The sequence below is a fragment of the Mesorhizobium sp. YC-39 genome (assembly GCF_025753795.1).
Classification (GTDB): Bacteria; Pseudomonadota; Alphaproteobacteria; order Rhizobiales; family Rhizobiaceae; genus Mesorhizobium.
Map to the genome: position 1 here is coordinate 1,203,653 of NZ_JAOWPS010000002.1, position 21,844 is coordinate 1,225,496.

The 21,844-nt window shown below is 63.6% G+C and carries 21 protein-coding genes; 3 read left to right on the plus strand and 18 right to left on the minus strand.

All coding sequences use genetic code 11. From position 1 onward, the window contains the following. Nucleotides 1-95: 95 nt before the first annotated feature. Complete coding sequence (locus OHD62_RS15340) at nucleotides 96-950, minus strand: LysR family transcriptional regulator (RefSeq protein WP_263783617.1); 855 nt, start codon at nucleotides 948-950, stop codon at nucleotides 96-98. Between OHD62_RS15340 and OHD62_RS15345 the strand changes: the two genes are divergently transcribed. Next, entirely contained in the window at nucleotides 949-1,230 is a 282-nt protein-coding gene (locus OHD62_RS15345; RefSeq protein ID WP_318528600.1) for an Atu4866 domain-containing protein, read from the plus strand. The two genes, OHD62_RS15340 and OHD62_RS15345, sit on opposite strands and share 2 nt — an antisense overlap. 41 nt (nucleotides 1,231-1,271) lie before the next feature. Here OHD62_RS15345 and recQ read toward each other — a convergent pair whose 3' ends face one another. The 9 genes from recQ to uxaC all read right to left on the minus strand — a co-directional run bounded on the left by recQ (nucleotide 1,272) and on the right by uxaC (nucleotide 10,461). Then, entirely contained in the window at nucleotides 1,272-3,101 is a 1,830-nt protein-coding gene (gene recQ, locus OHD62_RS15350) for a DNA helicase RecQ (RefSeq protein ID WP_263783619.1), read from the minus strand. A 243-nt stretch (nucleotides 3,102-3,344) separates the two neighbouring features. Continuing rightward, nucleotides 3,345-3,683: a cupin domain-containing protein gene (locus OHD62_RS15355; protein ID WP_263783620.1), complete on the minus strand. Its 339-nt coding sequence runs from the start codon at nucleotides 3,681-3,683 to the stop codon at nucleotides 3,345-3,347. Between the two features lie 18 nt (nucleotides 3,684-3,701). Then, on the minus strand, nucleotides 3,702-4,460 hold the full coding sequence (gene kduD, locus OHD62_RS15360) for a 2-dehydro-3-deoxy-D-gluconate 5-dehydrogenase KduD (RefSeq protein WP_263783621.1): 759 nt from the start codon (nucleotides 4,458-4,460) through the stop codon (nucleotides 3,702-3,704). Continuing rightward, the gene (gene kduI / locus OHD62_RS15365) at nucleotides 4,457-5,314 is read right to left on the minus strand and encodes a 5-dehydro-4-deoxy-D-glucuronate isomerase (protein ID WP_263783622.1); all 858 of its coding nucleotides are present in this window, start codon (nucleotides 5,312-5,314) and stop codon (nucleotides 4,457-4,459) included. Before kduI ends, kduD begins: the two co-directional genes overlap by 4 nt. 21 nt (nucleotides 5,315-5,335) lie before the next feature. Further along, nucleotides 5,336-6,112 (minus strand): FadR/GntR family transcriptional regulator, encoded by a 777-nt coding sequence (locus OHD62_RS15370; RefSeq protein WP_263783623.1) that lies wholly within the window; start codon nucleotides 6,110-6,112, stop codon nucleotides 5,336-5,338. Nucleotides 6,113-6,121: 9 nt separating this feature from the next. Next, nucleotides 6,122-7,402, minus strand: a complete 1,281-nt coding sequence (locus OHD62_RS15375; RefSeq protein ID WP_263783624.1) for a TRAP transporter large permease — start codon at nucleotides 7,400-7,402, stop codon at nucleotides 6,122-6,124. A gap of 4 nt (nucleotides 7,403-7,406) precedes the next feature. Continuing rightward, nucleotides 7,407-7,934, minus strand: coding sequence for a TRAP transporter small permease (locus OHD62_RS15380; protein WP_263783895.1), 528 nt, complete (start codon nucleotides 7,932-7,934; stop codon nucleotides 7,407-7,409). Nucleotides 7,935-8,036: 102 nt separating this feature from the next. Beyond that, a complete protein-coding gene (locus tag OHD62_RS15385; protein WP_263783625.1) occupies nucleotides 8,037-9,014 on the minus strand; it encodes a TRAP transporter substrate-binding protein in 978 nt (325 codons plus the stop codon). A 37-nt stretch (nucleotides 9,015-9,051) separates the two neighbouring features. Next, nucleotides 9,052-10,461 carry a glucuronate isomerase gene (uxaC, locus tag OHD62_RS15390; protein WP_263783626.1) on the minus strand — a complete coding sequence of 470 codons (1,410 nt, stop codon included), beginning with the start codon at nucleotides 10,459-10,461 and terminating at the stop codon, nucleotides 9,052-9,054. A 178-nt stretch (nucleotides 10,462-10,639) separates the two neighbouring features. On the opposite strand from uxaC, the gene OHD62_RS15395 reads away from it, so the two are divergent. Beyond that, complete coding sequence (locus OHD62_RS15395; protein WP_263783627.1) at nucleotides 10,640-12,154, plus strand: mannitol dehydrogenase family protein; 1,515 nt, start codon at nucleotides 10,640-10,642, stop codon at nucleotides 12,152-12,154. Between the two features lie 49 nt (nucleotides 12,155-12,203). On the opposite strand, the gene OHD62_RS15400 is transcribed toward OHD62_RS15395, so the two are convergent. From OHD62_RS15400 to OHD62_RS15435, 8 genes are all read right to left on the minus strand, one after another. Beyond that, nucleotides 12,204-12,611 (minus strand): F0F1 ATP synthase subunit epsilon, encoded by a 408-nt coding sequence (locus OHD62_RS15400; protein ID WP_263783628.1) that lies wholly within the window; start codon nucleotides 12,609-12,611, stop codon nucleotides 12,204-12,206. A 110-nt stretch (nucleotides 12,612-12,721) separates the two neighbouring features. Beyond that, nucleotides 12,722-14,302, minus strand: coding sequence for a F0F1 ATP synthase subunit beta (gene atpD, locus OHD62_RS15405; protein ID WP_263783629.1), 1,581 nt, complete (start codon nucleotides 14,300-14,302; stop codon nucleotides 12,722-12,724). 71 nt (nucleotides 14,303-14,373) lie between these two features. After that, nucleotides 14,374-15,258: a F0F1 ATP synthase subunit gamma gene (locus tag OHD62_RS15410; protein WP_263783630.1), complete on the minus strand. Its 885-nt coding sequence runs from the start codon at nucleotides 15,256-15,258 to the stop codon at nucleotides 14,374-14,376. 33 nt (nucleotides 15,259-15,291) lie between these two features. Beyond that, nucleotides 15,292-16,821: a F0F1 ATP synthase subunit alpha gene (gene atpA / locus OHD62_RS15415; RefSeq protein WP_263783631.1), complete on the minus strand. Its 1,530-nt coding sequence runs from the start codon at nucleotides 16,819-16,821 to the stop codon at nucleotides 15,292-15,294. Continuing rightward, nucleotides 16,821-17,381, minus strand: a complete 561-nt coding sequence (locus OHD62_RS15420; RefSeq protein ID WP_263783632.1) for a F0F1 ATP synthase subunit delta — start codon at nucleotides 17,379-17,381, stop codon at nucleotides 16,821-16,823. The genes atpA and OHD62_RS15420 overlap by 1 nt, the downstream gene beginning before the upstream one ends. 248 nt (nucleotides 17,382-17,629) lie before the next feature. Continuing rightward, nucleotides 17,630-18,025 (minus strand): DUF4345 family protein, encoded by a 396-nt coding sequence (locus OHD62_RS15425; RefSeq protein WP_263783633.1) that lies wholly within the window; start codon nucleotides 18,023-18,025, stop codon nucleotides 17,630-17,632. 97 nt (nucleotides 18,026-18,122) lie between these two features. After that, entirely contained in the window at nucleotides 18,123-18,818 is a 696-nt protein-coding gene (locus OHD62_RS15430) for an aspartate/glutamate racemase family protein (RefSeq protein ID WP_263783634.1), read from the minus strand. Between the two features lie 28 nt (nucleotides 18,819-18,846). Then, nucleotides 18,847-21,030 carry a primosomal protein N' gene (locus OHD62_RS15435; protein ID WP_263783635.1) on the minus strand — a complete coding sequence of 728 codons (2,184 nt, stop codon included), beginning with the start codon at nucleotides 21,028-21,030 and terminating at the stop codon, nucleotides 18,847-18,849. Nucleotides 21,031-21,119: 89 nt separating this feature from the next. Between OHD62_RS15435 and fsa the strand changes: the two genes are divergently transcribed. Continuing rightward, the gene (fsa, locus tag OHD62_RS15440) at nucleotides 21,120-21,776 is read left to right on the plus strand and encodes a fructose-6-phosphate aldolase (RefSeq protein WP_263783636.1); all 657 of its coding nucleotides are present in this window, start codon (nucleotides 21,120-21,122) and stop codon (nucleotides 21,774-21,776) included. Nucleotides 21,777-21,844 lie beyond the last annotated feature (68 nt).

Here is a 21,844-nt window from a genome sequence, read left to right on the forward strand (position 1 = left end):
CCCGCTGACGACCAATCTGCTGCTGAGCGTCTCGCAACACCATCGATCGCCGCACGCGTTCAACCACCGTAATCGGCTGCGTGGATTTTTAGAAATTAAGGTCGCCATTCGTAGCGCTTCAAGTGATCGATGAGGGCGCGCAACTTTGGCGCGATATTTCTGCGGCTTGGATAGTACAGATAGAATCCCGCAAAGCGCGGGCAATAGTTCTCAAGGATTGGAACCAGTTCTCCCCGTTCGATGAAGGGACGGAAGCTCTCTTCCATGCCGAAGGTGATACCGGCTCCGGCTACGGTCATCCTGATCATCAGCTCCATGTCGTTCGTCGTGATCTCGGGAGCGACCGCGACCCGAAATTCCTTGCCATGCTCAGCGAACTCCCATCGGTAAGGCGCTGCCTTCGGCCCCGGGCGCCAACCAATGCAGCGATGCGCGACCAGTTGGGTCGGATGCCAGGGCAGGCCGAAGCGGTCGCGATAGGTAGGCGAACAGACGGCCAGTTGCCGCTCGTCGCCCGCAACCGGCACAGCAATCATGTCCTGCTCGATGACCTCTCCCAACCGGACCCCGGCATCGTAGCCTTCGACCACGATGTCGAAATCATCGTCAGTCACCGTGACATCGAGTTGGATCTCGGGATTGGCTTCGGAAAACACCGCAAGAAACGATCCCGACAGGAACCGTTCGGCAATTGACGATACGGCCAGCCGCAATTGCCCGCGCGGACGGTCGCGCAGCGATTGGGTTGCATCGAGGGCCCCGCGCATGTCGGCAATGGCCGGCCCCACTTCGGCATGAAGCCTTTCCCCGGCCTCGGTCAGGCTGAGGCTGCGCGTTGTGCGCCGTATCAACGCGATGCCGAGGCTCTCCTCCAGCCGCCTGATCGTCTGGCTGACGGCCGACCGGCTCACGCCACTGATGCGTGGATCAGTCATCGCCACGTCGCTCATGGCGCTCATTGGCTCAGCAATTGCCGAGGACCAGATGAACAACCAGACTCATCCCTATGTCGGTATGTGGGTCACTGCCGACCGTTACATCCGCCACGAACTCTTGCGGGACGGCCGCTACGTCGAGGCCCGGGGGAAACGCGAGCGTGCCTATCTGGGGCGCTATCGCGTGACGGGGAACCACATCGACTACTGGGACGATACCGGCTTCACTGCGGACGGAGAGTTCATCGACGGGGTGCTGCGCCACGCTGGCATGATCCTCCACCGGGACAAATGAGCCGCGCGGTCCAGCCGTGATCCTTGGCTTGGGCCACTCACCTATTGGTGCGCGGCGATCGCGCTGAGGAACATCTCTCCAAATTCCCGAAGCTTCGCAGCGCCGACGCCATTCACTTCGGCGAAGGCGTCGAGGTCGCGCGGGCGGCGTTCGGCCATGTCGATCAGCGTGCGGTCGGAGAAGATCACATAGGCCGGCACCTGGCGTTCTTTGGCAAGGCGCAGCCGCAACGCCTTGAGCGCGGCCAGCAACGAAGCATCGAGGCCTTCAGTATCAGCGGCGGCACCCCCTGCGGAACGCGGCTTGCCGCGCGCGGCGCGATGCCGCGTCTCGATGCGATACTGGAACGGGATCTCGCCACGGCCGAGCGCATGGCCCTTTTCGGCGATGGCGAGACCGCCATGGCCGGACGGATCCGGCTCCAGGAACCCGCCCGCGACAAGCTGTCGGATCAGCGACAGCCAGAAATCCTTCTTGTGCGCCACTCCGCTGCCGAAGCTGGCGAGCCTTTCATGGCCTCTGGCCAGCACCTTCTCGGTTTCATGGCCGAGCAGAATGTCGATGACATGGGCTGCACCGAAGCGTTCGCCGCTCTGCGCGACCGCCGCCAGGATGAGGCGCGCTTCAGCAGTGCCATCCGCGCGCGGCACCTGATCAAGGCAGTTGTCGCAATTGCCGCACGGCGACGCTTCCTCGCCGAAATAGCCAAGCAGCACCTGGCGGCGGCACTGCGCCGTCTCGCAATAGCCGATCAGCGTATCGAGCCGGCGATGCGCCCGCCTTTTGTGTTCCGCCGATGCGTCCTCGTCGTCGATGAATAGCCGCCGCATGCGGATGTCGCCAAGCCCGAACAGCATATGCGCCACCGCCTCCCGCCCGTCGCGGCCGGCACGGCCGATCTCCTGGTAGTAGGCCTCCAGGCTGCCCGGCATATCGGTGTGGAAGACATAGGCGACGTCAGGCTTGTCGATGCCCATGCCGAAAGCGATGGTCGCCACCATCACCACGCCGGACAAGGTCATGAAGGCGTTTTGATTCGCTTCACGCGCGTCCTTGCTCATGCCGGCATGATAGGCGAGCGCGGTGACGCCGTTCTGTTCGAGGAACGCCGCCATCTCTTCCGTCTTCTTGCGCGACAGGCAATAGACGATGCCGCTGCGACCGGCATGACGCTGCACGAAATCCAGCAACTGGCGCTTGCTGTTCTGCTTGGCCTCGATGCCAAGCTTGATGTTCGGCCGGTCGAACCCCAGCACCAGGCTCTCGACGCGCCCCGCAAACAACCGCGCGGCGATGTCGGTGCGCGTGGCCTCGTCCGCTGTCGCCGTCAGCGCGATGATCGGCACATCGGGGAAAATGCCGGAAAGCCGCGACAATTCCTCATATTCGCGCCGGAACGCGGGCCCCCATTGCGAAATGCAATGCGCCTCGTCGATGGCGATCAAGCTTATGTCGAGCCTGGCCAGCGCCTCGAGCATCCGCTCGGTCATCAGCCGCTCCGGCGCGAGATAGAGCAGGCGTGTCTGACCCGCCGCGACGCGGCGCCATGCCGCGACATTGGCATCGCGGTCGAGCGATGAATTGATCGTATCGGCCGCGACGCCGGCAAGGCGCAGTGCGGCGACCTGATCCTGCATCAGGGCAACCAGCGGCGAAACGACAATGGTGAGCCCACCCAGAACCAGCGCTGGCACCTGGTAGCAGAGCGATTTGCCCGCCCCCGTCGGCATGACGGCCAGCACATGCCCCCCGGCCAGCAGTGTCTCCATCACGGATGCCTGACCGGGACGAAAATCGTCGAAGCCGAACACGTCCTTCAAGACGCGCCGCTTGGGATCCTCTGCCGGGACGCTCATTGGCGATATCTGCATCAGGGAATTTCTACAATCGGCACCGCCCGGAAAGGCGGCCTGGGAACGGTCTGAAGAACATTCCCTTCATTGGCGGATATGGGGCCGTGATTCCAGCCCCTATGGCCGGTTAATCCTATCTTCACCAAGATTCGGCAGGTTCAAATTCTGCGGTGATGTTTCGAGTACCGCGGCGCCCAAAGCGCCCAGGCAACAACCCGCGTCTCTCCGGAGGCGCGGGTCTTTCGTTTGCGCGAAGTGCCGTCAGTCGAGAAAATCGGCGCGGTGCGGCGTAAAGCTGTCGACCAGGCGACCCGCCTCGAGCGCCTTGACGCCGTGGACAAGGTTGGAAGGGACGATGAAGCTGCTCCCGGCTTCCAGGATTTCCGTCCTGCCGTCGATGGTGACCTCAAAGCGACCTTCGGCGACGTAGCTTGCCTGGACATGCGGGTGCGAATGCAGCGCGCCGACCCCGCCCTTGTCGAAGCCGAACTCGACCACCATCAGCTCGTCTGTGTAGAGGACAACGCGCCTGCGATTGCCGTCCGGCGTCGGCGTCCACCCGCCCTGACTGGCATGGGAGAAAATCTTCGTTCCAGTCATCGCCAGATCCTCATCCTCTCATCGCGCCAGCCAGCCGCCGTCCACCGGCATTACCGCACCATGCATGTAGTTCGACGCCGGTGCCAAGAGGAAGACGGCCGCGTCGCCGATGTCTTCCGGCGCGCCCCAGCGTCCGGCCGGAATGCGCGCCAGGATCGAAGCACTGCGTTCCGGGTCGGCACGCAACGCCTCGGTGTTGTTGGTCTCGATATAGCCGGGCGCGATGCCGTTGACGTTGATGCCCTTTGGCGCCCATTCGCAGGCGAGCAGCCGCGTGATGCCGAGCACGCCATGTTTCGAGGCAGTGTAGGAGGCGACGCGGATGCCGCCCTGAAAGCTCAGCACCGATGCGATGTTGACGATCTTGCCCTTGCGTCCGCCGGCAAACGCCCGTCTGGCAAAGCTCTGGCAGAGAAAAAAGACCGTCTTCAAATTGATGTCCATCACCTCGTCCCAATCGGCCTCGGTCAATTCGACCGCATCGGCGCGCCGGATGATGCCTGCATTGTTGACCAGCCCGTCGAGCGGTCCATTCTCGTCCCAGGCGTGCTCGAGCATGTCGGCGGCAGCAGCGGGCTCGCCAAGGTCGGCAACCACCGCCGCGAACGACCCGCCCAGCGCCGCGACCTTTGCGGCCGTGTCGTCCATCGCCGAGCGGCCGACGCCGACCACCATGCCGCCGGCACGCGCTATCGACAGGGCGATGCCCTGGCCGATGCCGGTGTTGGCTCCGGTGACGAGGATGCGCTTGCCGGCCAGGCTGAAAGCGGCGCTCACCGCAGCTCTTCCATCGCCACCGGATCGACATCGGTATAGTCGACATTGTCGCCGGCCATCGCCCAGATGAAGGCGTAGTTGGAGGTGCCGGCGCCCGAATGGATCGACCAGCCTGGCGACAGCACCGCCTCCTCGTTGCGCAGGACGAGATGGCGTGTCTCGTCGGGCTCGCCCATGAAATGGAACACGCGCGCCGCGTCGGCCAAGTCGAAATAGAGATAGGCCTCCATGCGCCGGTCATGCACGTGGCACGGCATGGTGTTCCAGACCGAACCGGGGGCAAGTTGCGTCATGCCGACGACGAGCTGGCAGGTTTTCACGCCGTCGGCATGGATGAACTGGAAGATCGAGCGTTCGTTGCAGGTCGCCTGACTGCCGAGATCGAGCCGTTTGGCGTCACTGATGCGGATCAGCCGGCTGGGATGGTTCTGATGCGCCGGCGCGCTGAGTAGATAGTATTTAGCCGGCTCAGCCGGATTGGCAGAGGCGAACGACACGTCGCTGGCGCCCATCCCGAGATAGAGCATATCGCGCGCCTGCAATTCGTAGGACTGGCCGCCAGCCTTCACGGCACCGGTGCCGCCGATGTTGACGGCGATCATTTCGCGGCGGTCGAGAAAATTCCTGGTCCCCGTTGGCTTGATCGCTTCGAGTGGCAGCGGCGTTTCGGCCGGCATGGCGCCGCCGACGATCATGCGATCATAATGAGAGTAGGTCAGGCTGATGCGGCCGGGCTGAAACAGGCCTTCGATCAGGAAATTGTGACGAAGCTCATCCGTTCCCATCGCCGAAGCGGCGGTTGGATCGATGGCGAAGCGCGAAGTGAAATCCGTTTGATTATGAGTCTGATTCATTGCTGCCCTGACTGGAGATGATCATTCGGTTGCCGCGGCCTTGACGGAGTCGGCATAAAAAACCTGCCTTGCATGCAGGCGCTCGCGATAGCGCTGCTGGCTGGCGCTGAGATGCGCGCGCATAGCCTCGCGCGCGACCTCGGCATCGCCGGCCGTAATGGCATTCAGGATCGCCAGGTGCTCGCGTTGCAGGCCGCGCTGGTAGACATCGGATTGGGCGAGTTCGGTGGACCAGGGCGAGGTCACGTCGCAAGGGATGGCGCGCCGCCCCAGCACGTCGAGCATCTCGACATAGAACGGGTTGTTGGTGGCGCTGGCGATCGCCCGGTGGAAGGCAAGGTCGGCTGGACCGGTCGGCTCGCTGTTGAGCAGCAGCCGCTCGAATTCGAAGAAGGCTTCCTGGATCGCCGCTTCCTGCGCGGCGTTGCGGCGGACGGCAGCAAGCCCGGCGGATTCGATCTCGATCGCCAGCCGCACCTCGAGCACGTTGAGCGCGATCGAATCCTTGGCTCCCATGTCGGCGGCCAGCGCACCGAACATCGTCGAGATATGCTCGGTGGCGAAGACGCCGGCGCCCTGGCGCGGTTCGACCAGGCCGTCGGCGGCAAGCTTGGCCAGCGCCTCGCGGACGACGGTGCGGCTGACGCCGAAGGTTTCGGTCAGCTGGCCCTCGGTCGGCAGCTTCTGCCCCGGCTGGATCTCGCCCGCATGCAACTGCTTTCGAAGCGCCGCTACCACGGTTTCCGAAAGCTTTGGCTTGCGTTCGACCTTCAGGCTGGTCGCTGTATCCGATGCCATTGCCAACCCCTATTTGAAGACGCTCGGCAGCCATAGCGAGATGGCCGGAATGTAAGTGACGAGCCCCAGTACCACGAGGCCGGCCCCATAGAACGGCCAGATCGAGCGCATCGCTTCCCACACCGTGATCTTGCCGACGGCACAGGCTACGAACTGCACCGCGCCCACGGGCGGCGTGTTCAGCCCGATGCCGAAGTTAAGGATCATGATGACGCCGAAATGCACCGGATCGACCCCGTAGGCCTGCGCCACCGGCAGGAAGATCGGCGTGCAAATGATGATCGTCGGCCCCATGTCCATGAAGGTGCCGAGGAACAGCATCAGGACGTTGAGCAGAAGAAGCACCACCAGCGGATCGTCTGAGATCGCGTTCATGGAGGCTATGAGCGCTGCCGGCACTTTCAGGAAGGCCATCAACCACGAGAACGCCGCCGCCATGCCGATGATGAGCAGCACCATGGCCGTGGTGCGCACGGCACCATGGGTGGCATGCACGAACCCTTCCCAAGTCATCTGCCGGTAAACGAAGACGGTAACGAGCAACGCATAGATGACGGCGATGCAGGAGCTCTCGGTAGCCGTGAAAACACCCGATCGTACGCCACCGAAGATGATCGCGATCAGCAGCAGGCCGGGCACCGCGACAGCGAACAGATGCGCGACGGCAGTGAAGCCCGGAAACGGCTCGGTCGGATAGCCGCGGGAGCGCGCCACGAGATAGGCGGTAATCATCAGTGCCAAGGCCAATAGCAGGCCCGGGATGATGCCGGCGGTGAACAGGTCGGCGATAGAGATCTTTCCGCCTGCCGAGATCGAGTAGATGATCATGTTGTGCGACGGCGGCAGGAGCAGCGCGATCAGCGCCGCCATCGACGTGACGTTGACGGCGTAATCCGCTCCATATCCGCGCGCCTTCATTTGCGGGATCATCAAGCCGCCGACCGCCGCTGCCTCAGCCACTGCGGAGCCAGAAATGCCGCCGAACAGTGTAGCGGTCGCGATGTTGACCTGTCCGAGGCCGCCGCGCAAATGGCCGACAAGCGAGCCGGCGAAGGCAACGATCTTGCTAGCGATGCCGCCGCGCACCATCAAGTCGCCGGCGTAGATGAAAAAGGGAATGGCCAGCAGCGAAAAGACGCTCATGCCGGAATTCAGGCGCTGGAAAACGATGAGCGGCGGCAGGCCCATATAGAGGACGGTGGCAAGGCTTGCGACGCCGAGGCAGAAAGCGATCGGCGTGCCGATAAGCATCAGAAGGGTGAAGACGCCGAAGAGGATCCAGAGTTCCATGGCGTCAGACCTTCACGTTCGCTGTGTCGAGTTCGGCTGCGACTTCCGCCGGCGGCAGTTCATCGAGCACATCGTCGATCGGCGCACCAGAGAGGCGAAGCACGATGCGCTCCAGCGTGAAGAGCACGACGAGCACGCCTCCCGCGACAAGCGGAACGTAGTCCCAGCCCCCCGATATGCCGAGCGACGGCAAGGTAGCGCCCCAGGTCAATGCGACCAGCTGGCTGCCATACCAGATCATGCCGACGCCGAAGGCGAGCGCGACGAGGTCCGAGATCATCCTCAGCCAACGCTTGCCGCCTTTCGGCAGCACGTAGAGCAGGACGTCGAAACCGAGGTGATAGTTCTCGCGCACCCCGACGGCAGCGCCGAGGAAAATGAACCAGCTCATCAACATCACCGAGCCCTGCTCGGTCCAGCTCGGCGAGCGATTCAGGACATAGCGGCCGAACACCTGCCAGGCGACGAAGGCGGTCATCAGCACCAGCCCGATGCCGGCGATCCACAGCGCCGCCGTGCTGACGCGCGACATCACGCGCGCAACGCCGGACAGGGGCGGTCTCTGTTCTGGGCTGGAGGTCACCGGTTCTCTCCGCAAGAGGATGGCGGCGCGGGATGCCCGCGCCGCCGCTGATCACTGCACGGCCTTGATGGCCTCGACCATGGCCTTCAGCTTGTCGTCCTTGACGTGCTTCTCGTAGACCGGACCCATCGCGTCGATGAAGGGCTGCTTGTCCGGCGTCGTGATCTGCGAACCGGCCGCCTCGACCTTGGCACGCGATTCCTTGACCTTGGCGGTCCACAGCTCGCGCTGCTTGGCGACGCTTTCCTTGGCGGCCGCCTTGAAGATCGCCTGATCTTCCGGCGTCAGCTTGTCCCAGCTCGACTTCGCCATGACGAAAGCTTCCGGCACCATCGTGTGCTCGTCGAGCGAATAGAACTTGGCGACTTCCGCATGCTTGGCAGTGTCGTAGCTCGGAAAATTGTTCTCCGCGCCGTCGATGACCCCGGTCTCGATCGCCGAATACACCTCACCATACGGCATCGGCGTCGCGTTGGCGCCGAGTGCCGCCACCATGTCGACGAAGATGTCGGACTGGATGACGCGGAACTTCATGCCGGCCAGATCGGCTAATGAGTTGATCGGCTTCTTCGAATTATAGAAGGAGCGCGCGCCGCCGTCATAAAAGGCGAGCAGCACCAGCCCGACCTGTTCGAACGCCGCCGCGATCTGATCGCCGACCGCTCCGTCCATTACCTTGTGCATATGGTCTTCCGAGCGGAAGATGTAGGGCAGCGAGGGCACCGTGGTTTCAGGGATGAGCCCATTAAACGGTGCCATCGAGACGCGGTTGAGGTCGATCACGCCGGCGCGCACCTGCTCGATCGTGTCCTTTTCCTCGCCGAGTTGCGCGGAATGATAGAGTTCCACTGCATAGCGGCCAGCCGTACGCTCCTTCACCAGTTCGCCGAAATATTTGACCGCCTCGACCGTTGGATAGCCGTCCGGGTGCGTGTCGGACGAGCGCAGAACCGTCTCGGCGCTTGCCGTTCCGGCCATCAGTGCGGCGGCAAGTAGCGTAGCTCCCGCCAGTTTTGAAAAATGCAACATGGTTTCCTCCCTTTTGCATTACGGGCGAGTTGCCCCTTCAGAGCCGATAAGCTTTTTTCGCGAGCGTGTAGGCAAGCTCCCGCGCCAGTTCATGCGCCTCGTCTTCACGCAGCCGATGCTCGGCGACGAGGCGCGCCAGATAGGCGCAGTCGACCCGGCGCGCCACGTCGTGGCGGGCGGGTATGGACGGGAAGGCGCGGGTGTCGTCGTTGAAGCCGACGGTGTTGTAGAAGCCGGCGGTTTCCGTGGTCATCTCGCGAAAGCGGCGCATGCCCTCCGGGCTGTCGTGAAACCACCAGGCCGGTCCGAGCTTCAGCGCCGGATAGACGCCGGCAAGCGGCGCCAATTCGCGGGCATAGCTGGTCTCGTCGAGCGTGAAGAGGATGACGGTGAGGTCGCGTTCCAGCCCGACGCAGTCGAGCAGCGGCTTTAGCGCCGTCACATAGTCCGTCCGGGTCGGGATATCGAAGCCCTTATCCCGGCCGAACTTCTGAAACATGGAAGGCGAATGGTTGCGCCAGGAGCCGGGATGGATTTGCAGAACCAGCCCGTCGTCGCGGCTCATCTTGGCCATTTCGGTCAGCATCTGGGCGCGAAACAATTTGCGCTCGCGCTCGTCATCCGAACCCCGGCGGATGCGGTTGAACAGCTCTTCGGCGGCGGCAGCCGACAGATTGGCGGTCTCCGCCGTCGGATGACCATGATCGGATGAGGTCGCACCAAAGCTCTTGAAAAAGGCCCGCCGCTGGCGATGCGCATCGAGATAGCCGGCCCAGTTGCCAGTGTCGCAGCCGGTGATTTCCCCGAGCCGGTCGAGATTGGCCGAGAACCCTTCGAAGTCGGGATCGACCACCGCGTCTGGCCGATAGGCGGTGACGACGCGGCCCTCCCAACCGCTGTCGCGGATCATCTGGTGCCAACTGAGATCGTCGAGCGCGCCCTCGGTCGTCGCGATAACCTCGATGTTGAAGCGCTCGAACAGGGCGCGCGGGCGAAAATTCTCCCACTGCAGCAGCGTCGCAATCATATCGTAGTGGCGGTCGGCCGTCGCCGCGTTCAGCGGCTCTTCAATGCCGAACAGATGGGCAAGCACATGGTCAAGCCACAAACGGGTCGGCGTGCCGCGAAACAGATAATAGTGCTCGGCAAAGCGCCGCCAGATCGCCCTGCCGTCGGTTTCCACCGGTGCGCCGTCCAGGCTCGAAATGCCGAGCTCCTCCAGGCGGACACCCTGGCTGAACAGCATGCGGAAAATGTAATGGTCCGGCACGACAAGCAACTGCGCCGGATCGGGAAACGGCTCGTTCAGCGCATACCAGCGCGGATCGGTGTGGCCGTGCGGGCTGACGATGGGCAGATCCTTGACCCCGGCATAGAGGTCGCGGGCGAGCGAAAGCGGACGCCCCTCGACCGGAAACAGCAGATCCGGATCAGTCAATCCAGTCACGTTGATCCTCCCAATTCAACCATCGGTAGGACTGGAAAGAAATAATGTCAACATACAAAAATTAGATTGTTGTATGATGACTTTTCGACCCATTGTGTAGCAGGAAATCGGGTGATACGCCGCTTGCCGACCCCACCCTTGGGACGATTTCATCCCGCCGGATCGGACATGCCACGTCATGACAAAAAGCCGCCTTTCCAACGCCACTGTGCAAGGCCTGCCAGCTGCCACCGCGGTCCCCTTGTATGACCGCACCGGCGTCGCGCCTGGCATCGTCCATCTCGGCATCGGCGCCTTCCATCGCGCTCACCAGGCCGTCTATGTCGACGATTGCCTGGCGGCGGGTGAGACGGATTGGGGCATTGTCGGCGTCTCGCTGCGCAGCGCCGACACACGCGATGCGCTGGCGCCGCAGGACGGGCTCTACACGCTGGCGGTCAGGGACAGCGGCGGCGAAAGCTTGCGCGTCATAGGTTCGATCCTCTCGTTACTGGTGGCGCCGGACAATCCTGGCGCGGTGCTGGCCGCCCTGACCGATCCGCGCACCCGCATCGTCACTTTGACGATCACCGAAAAGGCCTATCTTCGGGCAGTCGGCGGCGGGCTCGACGCGGCTCATCCCGACATCGTCCACGATTTGGCGAACCCGCAAATGCCAAAGACGGCGCATGGTTTTCTCGCCGAATCGCTTGCGCGCCGCCGCGCCGCCGGCACGCCGCCCTTCACCGTGCTCTGCTGCGACAATCTGCCGGCCAATGGCGCGACGCTGCATCGGTTGCTGGTCGAGTTCGCCGCGTTGCGTGATGCCAGACTCACTAGTGATGCCCGGTTCGCCCGCGAGCGCGATGCCTCGCTCGCCCAACATATCGCCGACGAGGTTGCGTTTCCGTCGAGCATGGTCGATCGCATCGTGCCGGCAACCACCGATACCGACCGGACGCGGATATCTGGCCTGCTCGGCGTCGACGACGCCTGGCCTGTCATGACCGAGCCGTTCTGCCAGTGGGTGATCGAGGACGATTTCCCGGCCGGCAGGCCTTCCTGGGAGAGGTTTGGCGTCACCATGGTCGGCGATGTCGGACCCTTCGAGGACATGAAGCTAAGGCTGCTCAATGGCGCGCATTCGGCCATCGCCTATCTCGGCCTGCTCAGCGGCCACGCGACCGTCGACCGCGCCTTTGCCGATCCGGCGATCCGGCAATTCGTCGATCGATTGTGGGCCGAGGCCATCCCGACGCTGCCGCAGGATGCCGGGCTCGACACGACAGACTACACCGCCCAGCTCGCTCAGCGTTTTTCGAACACCGCCCTCGCTCACCGCACGGCGCAAATCGCCAATGATGGCAGCCAGAAACTGCCGCAGCGTATTGTCGCTTCCGCGATCGAGCGAGCCGAAGCCGGCTTGCTGCCCGAGCATCTGACGCTGGTGATCGCCGCCTGGATCGCGGCGTGCGAGGCGCGCGGCAAGACCTTGCCGGAAAATCATTTCACCGATCCGTTGGATGCGGCACTGGCGGCGCTCGACAGTCGGCATCTGTCGGCCGAGGAGACCGCGACAGCAGTGTTCGATCTGGCTGGTTTCGCCAGGGACTTTGCCGAGCGACAGACACTGATCGAGGCCGTGGCCGCCCATCTCGAACGTCTGCGGCAAGGCGGGCCGGCAGGCGCCTTCGCCGCCCTTGGTATCCAGTAAAAAAGCGGGGCAAGCCCCGCTTTCTCAATCGCTAAATGACAGCGAAACCCTACGCCGGCAGAATAGCGCCTTCGAGCGTGGTGAGCTGGCTAAGGAACTGTTCGGCCTTGCTGCGGGTCTGGTCGTCCTTGGCGTCGGCTGCGTCTTCCTTGGCTTCCTGGATGCGGCGGGCAAGGTCGGCGCGGTCGATGTCGCCGACGGCGACCGCCGATTCGGCGAGCAGCGTGCAGCCTGAAGGAACGATGTCGGCAAAGCCGCCGAACACCACATAGCGTTCTTCCTTGCCGGTAGCGGTCTTCACCGTGACGACGCCCGGCTTGATCGTGGTCATGACCGGCGCGTGATGCGCCATCACGGTCATCTCACCTTCCGCGCCCGGAATGACGACGGATTCGACCTGCTCGGAAACCAGCAGACGCTCCGGCGAGACCAGTTCGAATTGGAAAGCTTCAGCCATGTCAATTTAGTGAGTAGGGAATAGGAATTGGGCAGTAGCAAGTGGCCCTAATCGGCCCATCACGCAGCTGCTATTCCCTACCCACTACTGACTACTCCCTATTCTCTAAATTAAGCCGCTTCAGCCGCGAGGCGCTGCGCCTTCTCGACCGCTTCCTCGATGCCGCCAACCATATAGAAGGCAGCTTCCGGCAGGTGATCGTAGTCGCCGTTGCAGAGGCCCTTGAAGCCCTTGATGGTGTCGGCGAGGTCGACCAGCTTGCCCGGCGCGCCGGTGAACACTTCGGCGACGAAGAAGGGCTGCGACAGGAAGCGCTCGATCTTGCGGGCGCGGGCAACCGTCTGCTTGTCCTCTTCCGAGAGCTCGTCCATGCCCAGGATGGCGATGATGTCCTGCAGCGACTTGTAGCGCTGCAGGATCGACTGCACTTGGCGGGCGACCTGATAATGCTCCTCGCCGACGACCATCGGGTCGAGCATGCGCGAGGTCGAATCGAGCGGATCGACGGCCGGGTAGATGCCCTTTTCCGAGATCGCGCGGTTTAGCACGGTCGTCGCGTCCAAGTGGGCGAACGAAGTCGCCGGCGCCGGGTCGGTCAGATCGTCGGCCGGCACGTAAATCGCCTGCACCGAGGTGATCGAACCCTTGGTGGTGGTGGTGATGCGCTCCTGCAGCGCGCCCATGTCGGTGGCGAGCGTCGGCTGATAGCCCACGGCCGAAGGAATACGGCCGAGCAGCGCCGACACTTCCGAGCCCGCCTGCGTGAAGCGGAAGATGTTGTCGACGAAGAACAGCACGTCCTGGCCCTGGTCTCGGAAATATTCGGCGACCGTCAGACCGGTCAGACCGACGCGGGCGCGCGCGCCTGGCGGCTCGTTCATCTGGCCATAGACGAGCGCCGCTTTTGAGCCTTCGCCGCCGCCCTTCTTGTTGACGCCGGACTCGATGAACTCGTGGTAGAGATCGTTGCCTTCGCGGGTGCGCTCGCCGACGCCGGCGAACACCGAGAAGCCGCCATGCGCCTTGGCAACGTTGTTGATCAGTTCCTGGATCAGCACCGTCTTGCCGACGCCGGCGCCGCCGAACAGGCCGATCTTACCGCCGCGGGCGTAGGGTGCCAGCAGATCGAGAACCTTGATGCCGGTGACGAGGATCTGCGCTTCCGTCGACTGTTCGACATAGGTCGGAGCCGGCTGGTGGATGGAGCGCATCTCGATGCCGTTGACCGGGCCTTCCTCGTCGACCGGCTCGCCGATGACGTTGATGATGCGGCCGAGCATGCCCGGGCCGACCGGCACGGTGATCGGCGCGCCGGTGTCATAGACCTCCTGGCCGCGGACCAGGCCTTCGGTCGAGTCCATGGCGATGCAGCGCACGGTATTTTCGCCGAGGTGCTGGGCAACCTCGAGCACCAGGCGGTTGCCGACATTGACCGTTTCCAGCGCGTTCAGGATCGCCGGCAGATGCTCGCCGAACTGCACGTCGACAACGGCGCCGATGACCTGGCGAACCTTGCCGGCAAGGCCGGTTTTCTTGATGGAAACGCTCGGCGTCTTGGCTGCGGCGGCCTTGGCGGGTGCGGCCGCCTTCTTGGCCGGAGCCGCCTTCGCCGCTGCTGCCGGAGCCTTTGCCGGTGCCGCTTTTGCGCCAGTCTTCGGGGCTGCGGTCTTCGGGGTCGCTGCTTTCGCCATCGTCTTTGCCCTTTTTCGTCTCTCTGTTTCTGACACGATCCGCTCGAAGGTCTCCCCGAGCGAAATCGCGCCTAGAGCGCCTCGGCGCCCGAAATGATTTCGATCAATTCTTTGGTGATCTGCGCCTGCCGCTGGCGGTTGTAGGTGATCGACAATTTGTTGATCATGTCGCCGGCGTTGCGCGTCGCGTTGTCCATGGCGCTCATCTTGGCGCCCATCTCACCGGCTGCGTTTTCGAGCAGCGCGCGGAAGACCTGGACCGAGATGTTGCGCGGAATGAGGTCGGAGAGGATTTCGCCCGGCTCCGGCTCATATTCATAAACGGCGTTGCCGCCATTCGTCGTCTCGGCGGCGGCCGACGGCGCGCCGGCCGGAATGATCTGCTGCGCCGTCGGGATCTGGCTGATCACCGACTTGAACTGCGAATAGAACAGTGTGCAGATGTCGAAGCCGCCCTCGTTGAAGAGATGGATCACCTTCTTGGCGATCGCGTCGGCATTGACGAAGCCCAGCGTTTTCACCTCGCGCAGATCGACACGGTCGATGACCTGCGCCGCGTAGTCGCGCCGCAGTATGTCGTAACCCTTCTTGCCGACGCAGATGATTTTGACCTGCTTGCCGTCGGCCAGGAGCTTGCGGATATGGTCGCGGGCAAGACGGGCGATCTGCGAGTTGAAGCCGCCGCACAGGCCACGCTCGGCGGTGCAGACAACGAGCAGATGCACGTCGTCCTTGCCGGTGCCGGTCATCAGCGCGGGAGCATCGCCGCCGCCGCCGATCGCCTGGGTGATGTTGGCCAGCACCGCGCCCATGCGCTCCGAATAGGGGCGCGCGGCTTCCGCGGCTTCCTGCGCGCGCCGCAGCTTCGCCGCGGCGACCATCTGCATCGCCTTGGTGATCTTCTGCGTCGCCTTGACCGAGGCGATGCGGTTACGAAGGTCTTTTAATGAAGGCATGCTTCAAACCTGATCCCGTGCGTTCGGCTTGTCTCAAGCAAAGGTCTTGGCGAAGGCGTCGATCTCCGCCTTCAGCTTGGCGCGCAGATCGTCCGACAGCGCCTTCTCCTTGCGGATGCCGTCCAGCACGTCCTTGCCGGCCGAGCGCATGTGGCTGAGCAGCCCATGCTCGAACTTGCCGACCTGGTTGATCGCCAGCTTGTCGAGGTAGCCGTTGACGCCGGCGAAGATCACCGCGACCTGCTCTTCGACCTTGAGCGGCGAGAACTGCGGCTGCTTCAAGAGCTCGGTCAGGCGCGAGCCGCGATTGAGCAGGCGCTGCGTGGCGGCGTCGAGGTCGGAGCCGAACTGCGCGAAGGCCGCCATTTCGCGGTACTGCGCGAGCTCGCCCTTGATCGAGCCGGCGACCTGCTTCATCGCCTTGATCTGCGCCGAGGAGCCGACACGCGACACCGACAGGCCGACATTGACGGCCGGGCGGATGCCCTGGAAGAACAGGTTGGTTTCCAGGAAGATCTGGCCGTCGGTGATCGAAATCACGTTGGTCGGGATATAGGCCGACACGTCGTTGGCCTGCGTCTCGATGATCGGCAGTGCTGTCAGCGAACCATTGCCATTGTCGTCATTGAGCTTGGCGGCGCGCTCGAGCAGACGCGAATGCAGGTAGAACACGTCGCCAGGATAGGCTTCGCGGCCCGGCGGGCGACGCAACAGCAGCGACATCTGGCGATAGGCGACGGCCTGCTTCGACAGATCGTCATAGCTGATCAGAGCGTGCATGCCATTGTCGCGGAAATATTCGCCCATCGTGCAGCCGGCGAACGGCGCCAGGAACTGCATCGGCGCCGGATCGGACGCGGTGGCGGCGATGATGATGGAGTAGTCGAGCGCACCGCGCTCTTCCAGCACCTTGACGAACTGCGCGACGGTCGAGCGCTTCTGGCCGACGGCGACGTAGACACAGTAGAGCTTTTCCTTCTCCGGGCCGTTGTCGTGCACCGATTTCTGGTTGAGCATCGTGTCGAGGATGATCGCGGTCTTGCCGGTCTGGCGGTCGCCGATGACCAGCTCGCGCTGGCCGCGGCCGACCGGGATCAGCGCGTCGATGGCCTTGAGGCCGGTCGACATCGGCTCATGCACCGACTTGCGCGGAATGATGCCGGGCGCCTTGACGTCGACGCGCTTGCGTTCGGTCGCCTTGATCGGGCCCTTGCCGTCGATCGGGTTGCCGAGCGCATCGACGACGCGGCCGAGCAGGCCCGGACCGACCGGAACGTCGACAATGGCGCCGGTGCGCTTGACGGTGTCGCCTTCCTTGATGTCGCGGTCGGCGCCGAAGATGACGACGCCGACATTGTCGGCTTCGAGGTTGAGCGCCATGCCGCGGATGCCGCCGGGGAATTCGACCATCTCACCGGCCTGGACGTTGTCGAGGCCGTAGACGCGGGCGATGCCGTCACCGACGGACAGCACCTGGCCGACTTCGGAGACCTCGGCCTCCTTGCCGAAATTCTTGATTTGGTCTTTCAGAATTGCGGAAATTTCCGCGGCGCGGATGTCCATCAGCCGACCTCTTTCAGTGCAAGCTTGAGCGAATTGAGTTTGGTTTTGAGCGACGTATCGATCTGGCGCGAGCCCATCTTGACCACCAGCCCGCCGAGCAGCGACGGATCGACGGTGACGGTGATCGCCACATCCTTGCCGGCAACGCTTTTCAGCGCGGCCTTGAGTTCAGTCTGCTGGGCCGCCGTCAGCGCATGCGCGGAGGTGACCTCTGCAGCGGCCTCGCCACGATGCTCGGCGGCAATCTGGCGGAACGCCTTGATCATGCCCGGCACCGCGAACAGCCGGCGATTGCCAGCCACGACGCGCAGGAAATTGCCGGTCAGGCCAGTGATCCCGGCCTTGTCGGCGATTGCCGCGATGGCCTTGGCCTGGTCCTCGCTGGAAAACACCGGGCTCTTGATCAGCCGGGCAAGGTCTGCGCTGCCGTCGAGCATAGCTTCGAAGCTATTGAGGTCGGCCTCGACCTTGGCGACCGAATTTGCCTGCTGGGCGAGTTCGAACAGCGAACCCGCATAGCGTTCTGCGACACCTGAGATTGGCGATGACGATTGGGCCACGGACCGTCTTTTCTCTTGTCTGACAGGCCGCAGATTGTTGGCGCGAGCAATAAACTCTGGCTAAATCTTTGACCTTACTGCATTTTTCTAAGCACGGAGGCGCGGCTTCCGCTATCCCCGGCCGAAAGTCGATTGCCGTCTAGCACAGGCATTTTAAGACCGCAATGCGTCGTTCCGCATGGTTTTCAGGCACTATTGTCGCATCGGGCCGCTGAGTTTGACCGAAGCCCTTGGATTAGCCTTTGGATTCAGGGCAAAAAGCCGAAGGCGAAGGCAAGCGGCAGCGCCGCCAGCACCAGTTCCACCACGATCGAAACCCAGTTGAAAGGCGTGTTGGCGCCGTCCGACATCATCGACAGCAACCGGCCGAAAGCGGTGAACAGCCAGGAGAAGCCGAGCGCCATGTAGAGTAGCGGCTGCGCCAACAGGATGCAGCACAGGCTGACGCCGAGATAAAAGCCGGACATCCTGCCGCGCCCTTCCGCGATTGCCGCCGCCTTTTCGGGCTTGACCTGCAGCCTGAGAATCCGGAAGGCCAGCCCCGGCGCCAGGAACAGCAGCAAGCCGAGCAGCAAGGTCACGACGGCGCTCGCCCACGCCAGCCACTCGCCCTGGCTCATCGGCCATGGAAACGCAAATTCCATCCTTGTCCCCTCGTAAATCGCTGTCTCGAAATTTCGGGCATTCTAGCGGAGGAAAGGCCACGCGCCAGATGGCGGCCGGCACTTTAGCAAGAACGCATCAACCCAGCGCGAACCCGACCGCGGCCTCGGCATGGATGCGCGTCGTGTCGAACACCGGAATGTCGAAATCCTGCTGGCCTATGAGCATGGTGATCTCGGTGCAGCCCATGATGACGCCGTCGATCTTTTCGTCACGCCGCATGCGGGCGATTTCATCGATATAGGCCGCCTTCGATTCCCCGGTGACGACACCCTGACAGAGTTCCTCGTAGATGACGCGATGAACCATGTCTCGTCCGGCTTGATCTGGCACCACCGGTTGAAGTCCGTATGTGTCGGTGAGCCGACCCTTGTAGAATTCCTGCTCCATGGTGAAGCGCGTCGCCAGCAGCGCCGGGCGGTTGACGCCGGCGCCCCTGACCGCGACGGCGGTGGCGTCGGCGATATGGATGAGCGGTATCGACACAGCTGCCTGCACGGCGTCGGCCAGTTTGTGCATGGTGTTGGTGCAGATCAGGAGGCCTTCCGCGCCAGCAGACTCCAGCTTGCGCGCCACATCGATCAACAGAACGCCGGCACCCTGCCAGTCACCGGCGTGCTGCCGTTCGGCGATCTCGGCGAAGTCGAACGACCACAAAAGCAATCTTGCCGAATGCAGCCCACCCAGACGCTCGCGCACGATCTCGTTGAGCAGACGATAGTAGATCGCTGTCGATTCCCAGCTCATGCCGCCGATCAGGCCAAGGGTTTTCATACGTTCACCGCTCCAATCATGGTCGGTCTCACAAAAAGCTCTGCGGGTCGATATCGACCTGCACCCGGACCGAACCGCGCTGTTTCGGCCCCTCGGCCAGCATGGCGCGGATGAAGCCTTGCATGTCGGCGCGCCGCTCGCCCTGGATCAGCAGCCGGAAGCGATGGCGGCCACCGAGTAGTGACAGCGGTGCTTCTGCCGGTCCCAGCACGAACAGGTCGTTGGCCTCGGGCGCGGCGCGGCGCAGGCCGCGTGCATGGCCCTCGGCTTCCGCGCGCGTCACCGCGCTGACGATGACGCCGGCCAGCCGGCCGAAGGGGGGCAATGCCGCCCGCTCGCGCTCGGCGATCTCGCGCTCGTAGAAAGCTTCGGCATCGCCGGAGACGATTGCCCGCATCACCGGGTGATCGGGTTGGAAGGTCTGCAGCAGGCCCAGGCTCTTCTTGCCGGTGCGGCCGGCGCGGCCGGTCACCTGGCTGAGCAGCTGGAACGTGCGCTCGGCGGCGCGCGGGTCGCCATTGGCCAGGCCGAGATCGGCATCGACCACCCCGACCAGCGTCATGTCGGGGAAATTATGGCCCTTGGCGACAAGCTGCGTGCCGATGACGATGTCGGCCTCGCCCTTGGCGATGGCTTCGAGTTCGAGCCTCAGCCGTCGCACGCCGCCCATCAGGTCGGATGACAGCACGATGGTGCGGGCGTCGGGAAAATGCGTCACCACCTCCTCGGCGATGCGCTCGACACCCGGCCCGCACGCCACCAGATGATCGAGCGTGCCGCATTCCGGACAGGCTTCCGGGCGTTTCTCATTGTGCCCGCAATGGTGGCAGACGAGCTGGCCGCGAAAGCGGTGCTCGACCAGCCAGGCCGAGCACACCGGGCAGCCGAAGCGGTGGCCGCAGACCCGGCACAGCGTCAGCGGCGCATAGCCACGCCGGTTGAGGAACAGCAGCGACTGCTCCTTTCTCTCCAGCGTCTGTTGCATATGGCCAAGCAGCAGCGGCGACAGGAAGCCGCCGCGCGCCGGCGGCGCGCGCCGCATGTCGATCGTCTTCAGGTCAGGGAGAGCCGCCTCGGCGAAACGCGCCGAAAGTACCGCCCTGCTATAGCGGCCCTGTTGCGCATTGACCCGGCTTTCGACCGACGGCGTCGCCGAGGCGAGCACGACCGGGAAGCCGCCAATATGGCCGCGTACCACCGCCATGTCGCGGGCATTGTAAAAGACGCGGTCCTCCTGCTTGTAGGCAGGGTCGTGCTCCTCGTCGACGACGATCAGCCCAAGCTCCTTGAACGGCAGGAACAGCGCCGAACGCGCGCCGGCAACGACGCGCACGCTACCTTCTGCCACTTGCCGCCAGACACGCTCGCGCATCCTTGGCGGCAGGTCCGAATGCCATTCCGCCGGCTTGGCCCCGAACCGCTCCTGGAAGCGCTCGAGAAAGGCATGCGTCAGCGCGATCTCCGGCAAAAGGATCAGCACCTGCTTGCCCTGGCCGAGCGCGGCGGCCACTGCCTCGAAATATACCTCCGTCTTGCCGGATCCGGTCACGCCATCGAGCAGGGTGACGCCGAATGCGCCGGCCGCGACATTGGAGCGCAGCATGGCGGCCGCATCGCCCTGGTCCGGCATCAGCGAAGGCCGAGCAAAGTCCTGATCGGGTGCTGCCACCACCGGCCGTGGCGGGATCATGACGGTCTCGAACACGCCTTGCGCCTTCAGCCCGTCGATCACGGTTGATGACACGCCAGCCGCGTGCGCCAGCCCGGACCGCGTCCAGGCGAGCCCACCTTCGGCCGTCTCCAGAACACGCATCCGTGCGTCCGTCATCCGATCGGGTTTGGCAAGGGTGCGTTGCAGCCCTTCGATCCACGGTTCCGGATCGAAAGCCTCCGGCGCCCTGAGCAGCATGCGCGCCACCATGCCCGGCGCAGACAGCGTATATTGTGCGATCCAGTCGACGAAACGGCGCATTGCGCGGTCGATCGGCGGACAGTCGAAGACCTGCTCGATCGGGCGCAATTTCTTCGCATCGACCTTTTCCACGGCGCCGTCCCAGACGATGCCGGCCACCTGGCGCGGACCGAGCGGTACGCGTACGATCGAGCCCGGCACCACGCGCATGCCGGCGGGCACGGCATAGGTATAGGGCCGTTCGGCCGGCATCGGCACCAGCACCGGTGCGGCTGCGACAAAGGGCGAATCTTCGATCATCAGGCGTGACCTTGCCCCGACTTTGGTCTAGAGCAAAGGCCGACCCCAAATGTGCATGGCATGCACGTGAAAATCTTCAGGAGACCGCCATGAAATTTTTTGTCGACACAGCCGACGTCAAGGATATCCGCGAGCTGAACGATCTGGGGCTGCTTGACGGTGTCACCACCAACCCTTCGCTGATCCTGAAATCCGGAGGCAAGATCGCCGACGTCACCAGGCAGATCTGCGATATCGTCAAGGGCCCGGTCTCGGCTGAAGTCACCGCCACCGAATATCAGGAAATGATGCAGCAGGCCAAGGTTCTTGCCAAGATCGCCGACAATATATGCATCAAGGTGCCGCTGACGCTGGACGGGCTGAAGGCCTGCAGGACGATCCGCACCGAGATGAACCGGATGGTCAACGTCACGTTGTGCTTCTCGGCCAACCAGGCGCTGCTTGCGGCCAAGGCCGGCGCCTCCTTCATCTCGCCCTTCGTCGGCCGCATCGACGATATCGGCATCGACGGCATGGAACTAATCCAGGAGATCCGCCAGATCTACGACAATTACGATTTCCAGACCGAGATCCTCGTGGCTTCGGTGCGCACCGTGAACCATGTCAAGCAGGCTGCTCTGATCGGCGCCGATGTCGCGACCGTGCCGCCGGCGACGCTGAAGGCCTTGGTCAAGCACCCGCTGACCGACAAGGGCCTGGAGCAGTTCCTGGCCGACTGGGCCAAGACCGGCCAGACGATCGGCTGAGATCGAGACACTGTTTTTTCGTAAGAAGGCCGGGCAACCGGCCTTTTTATGTGCCGGGAATGACCGGA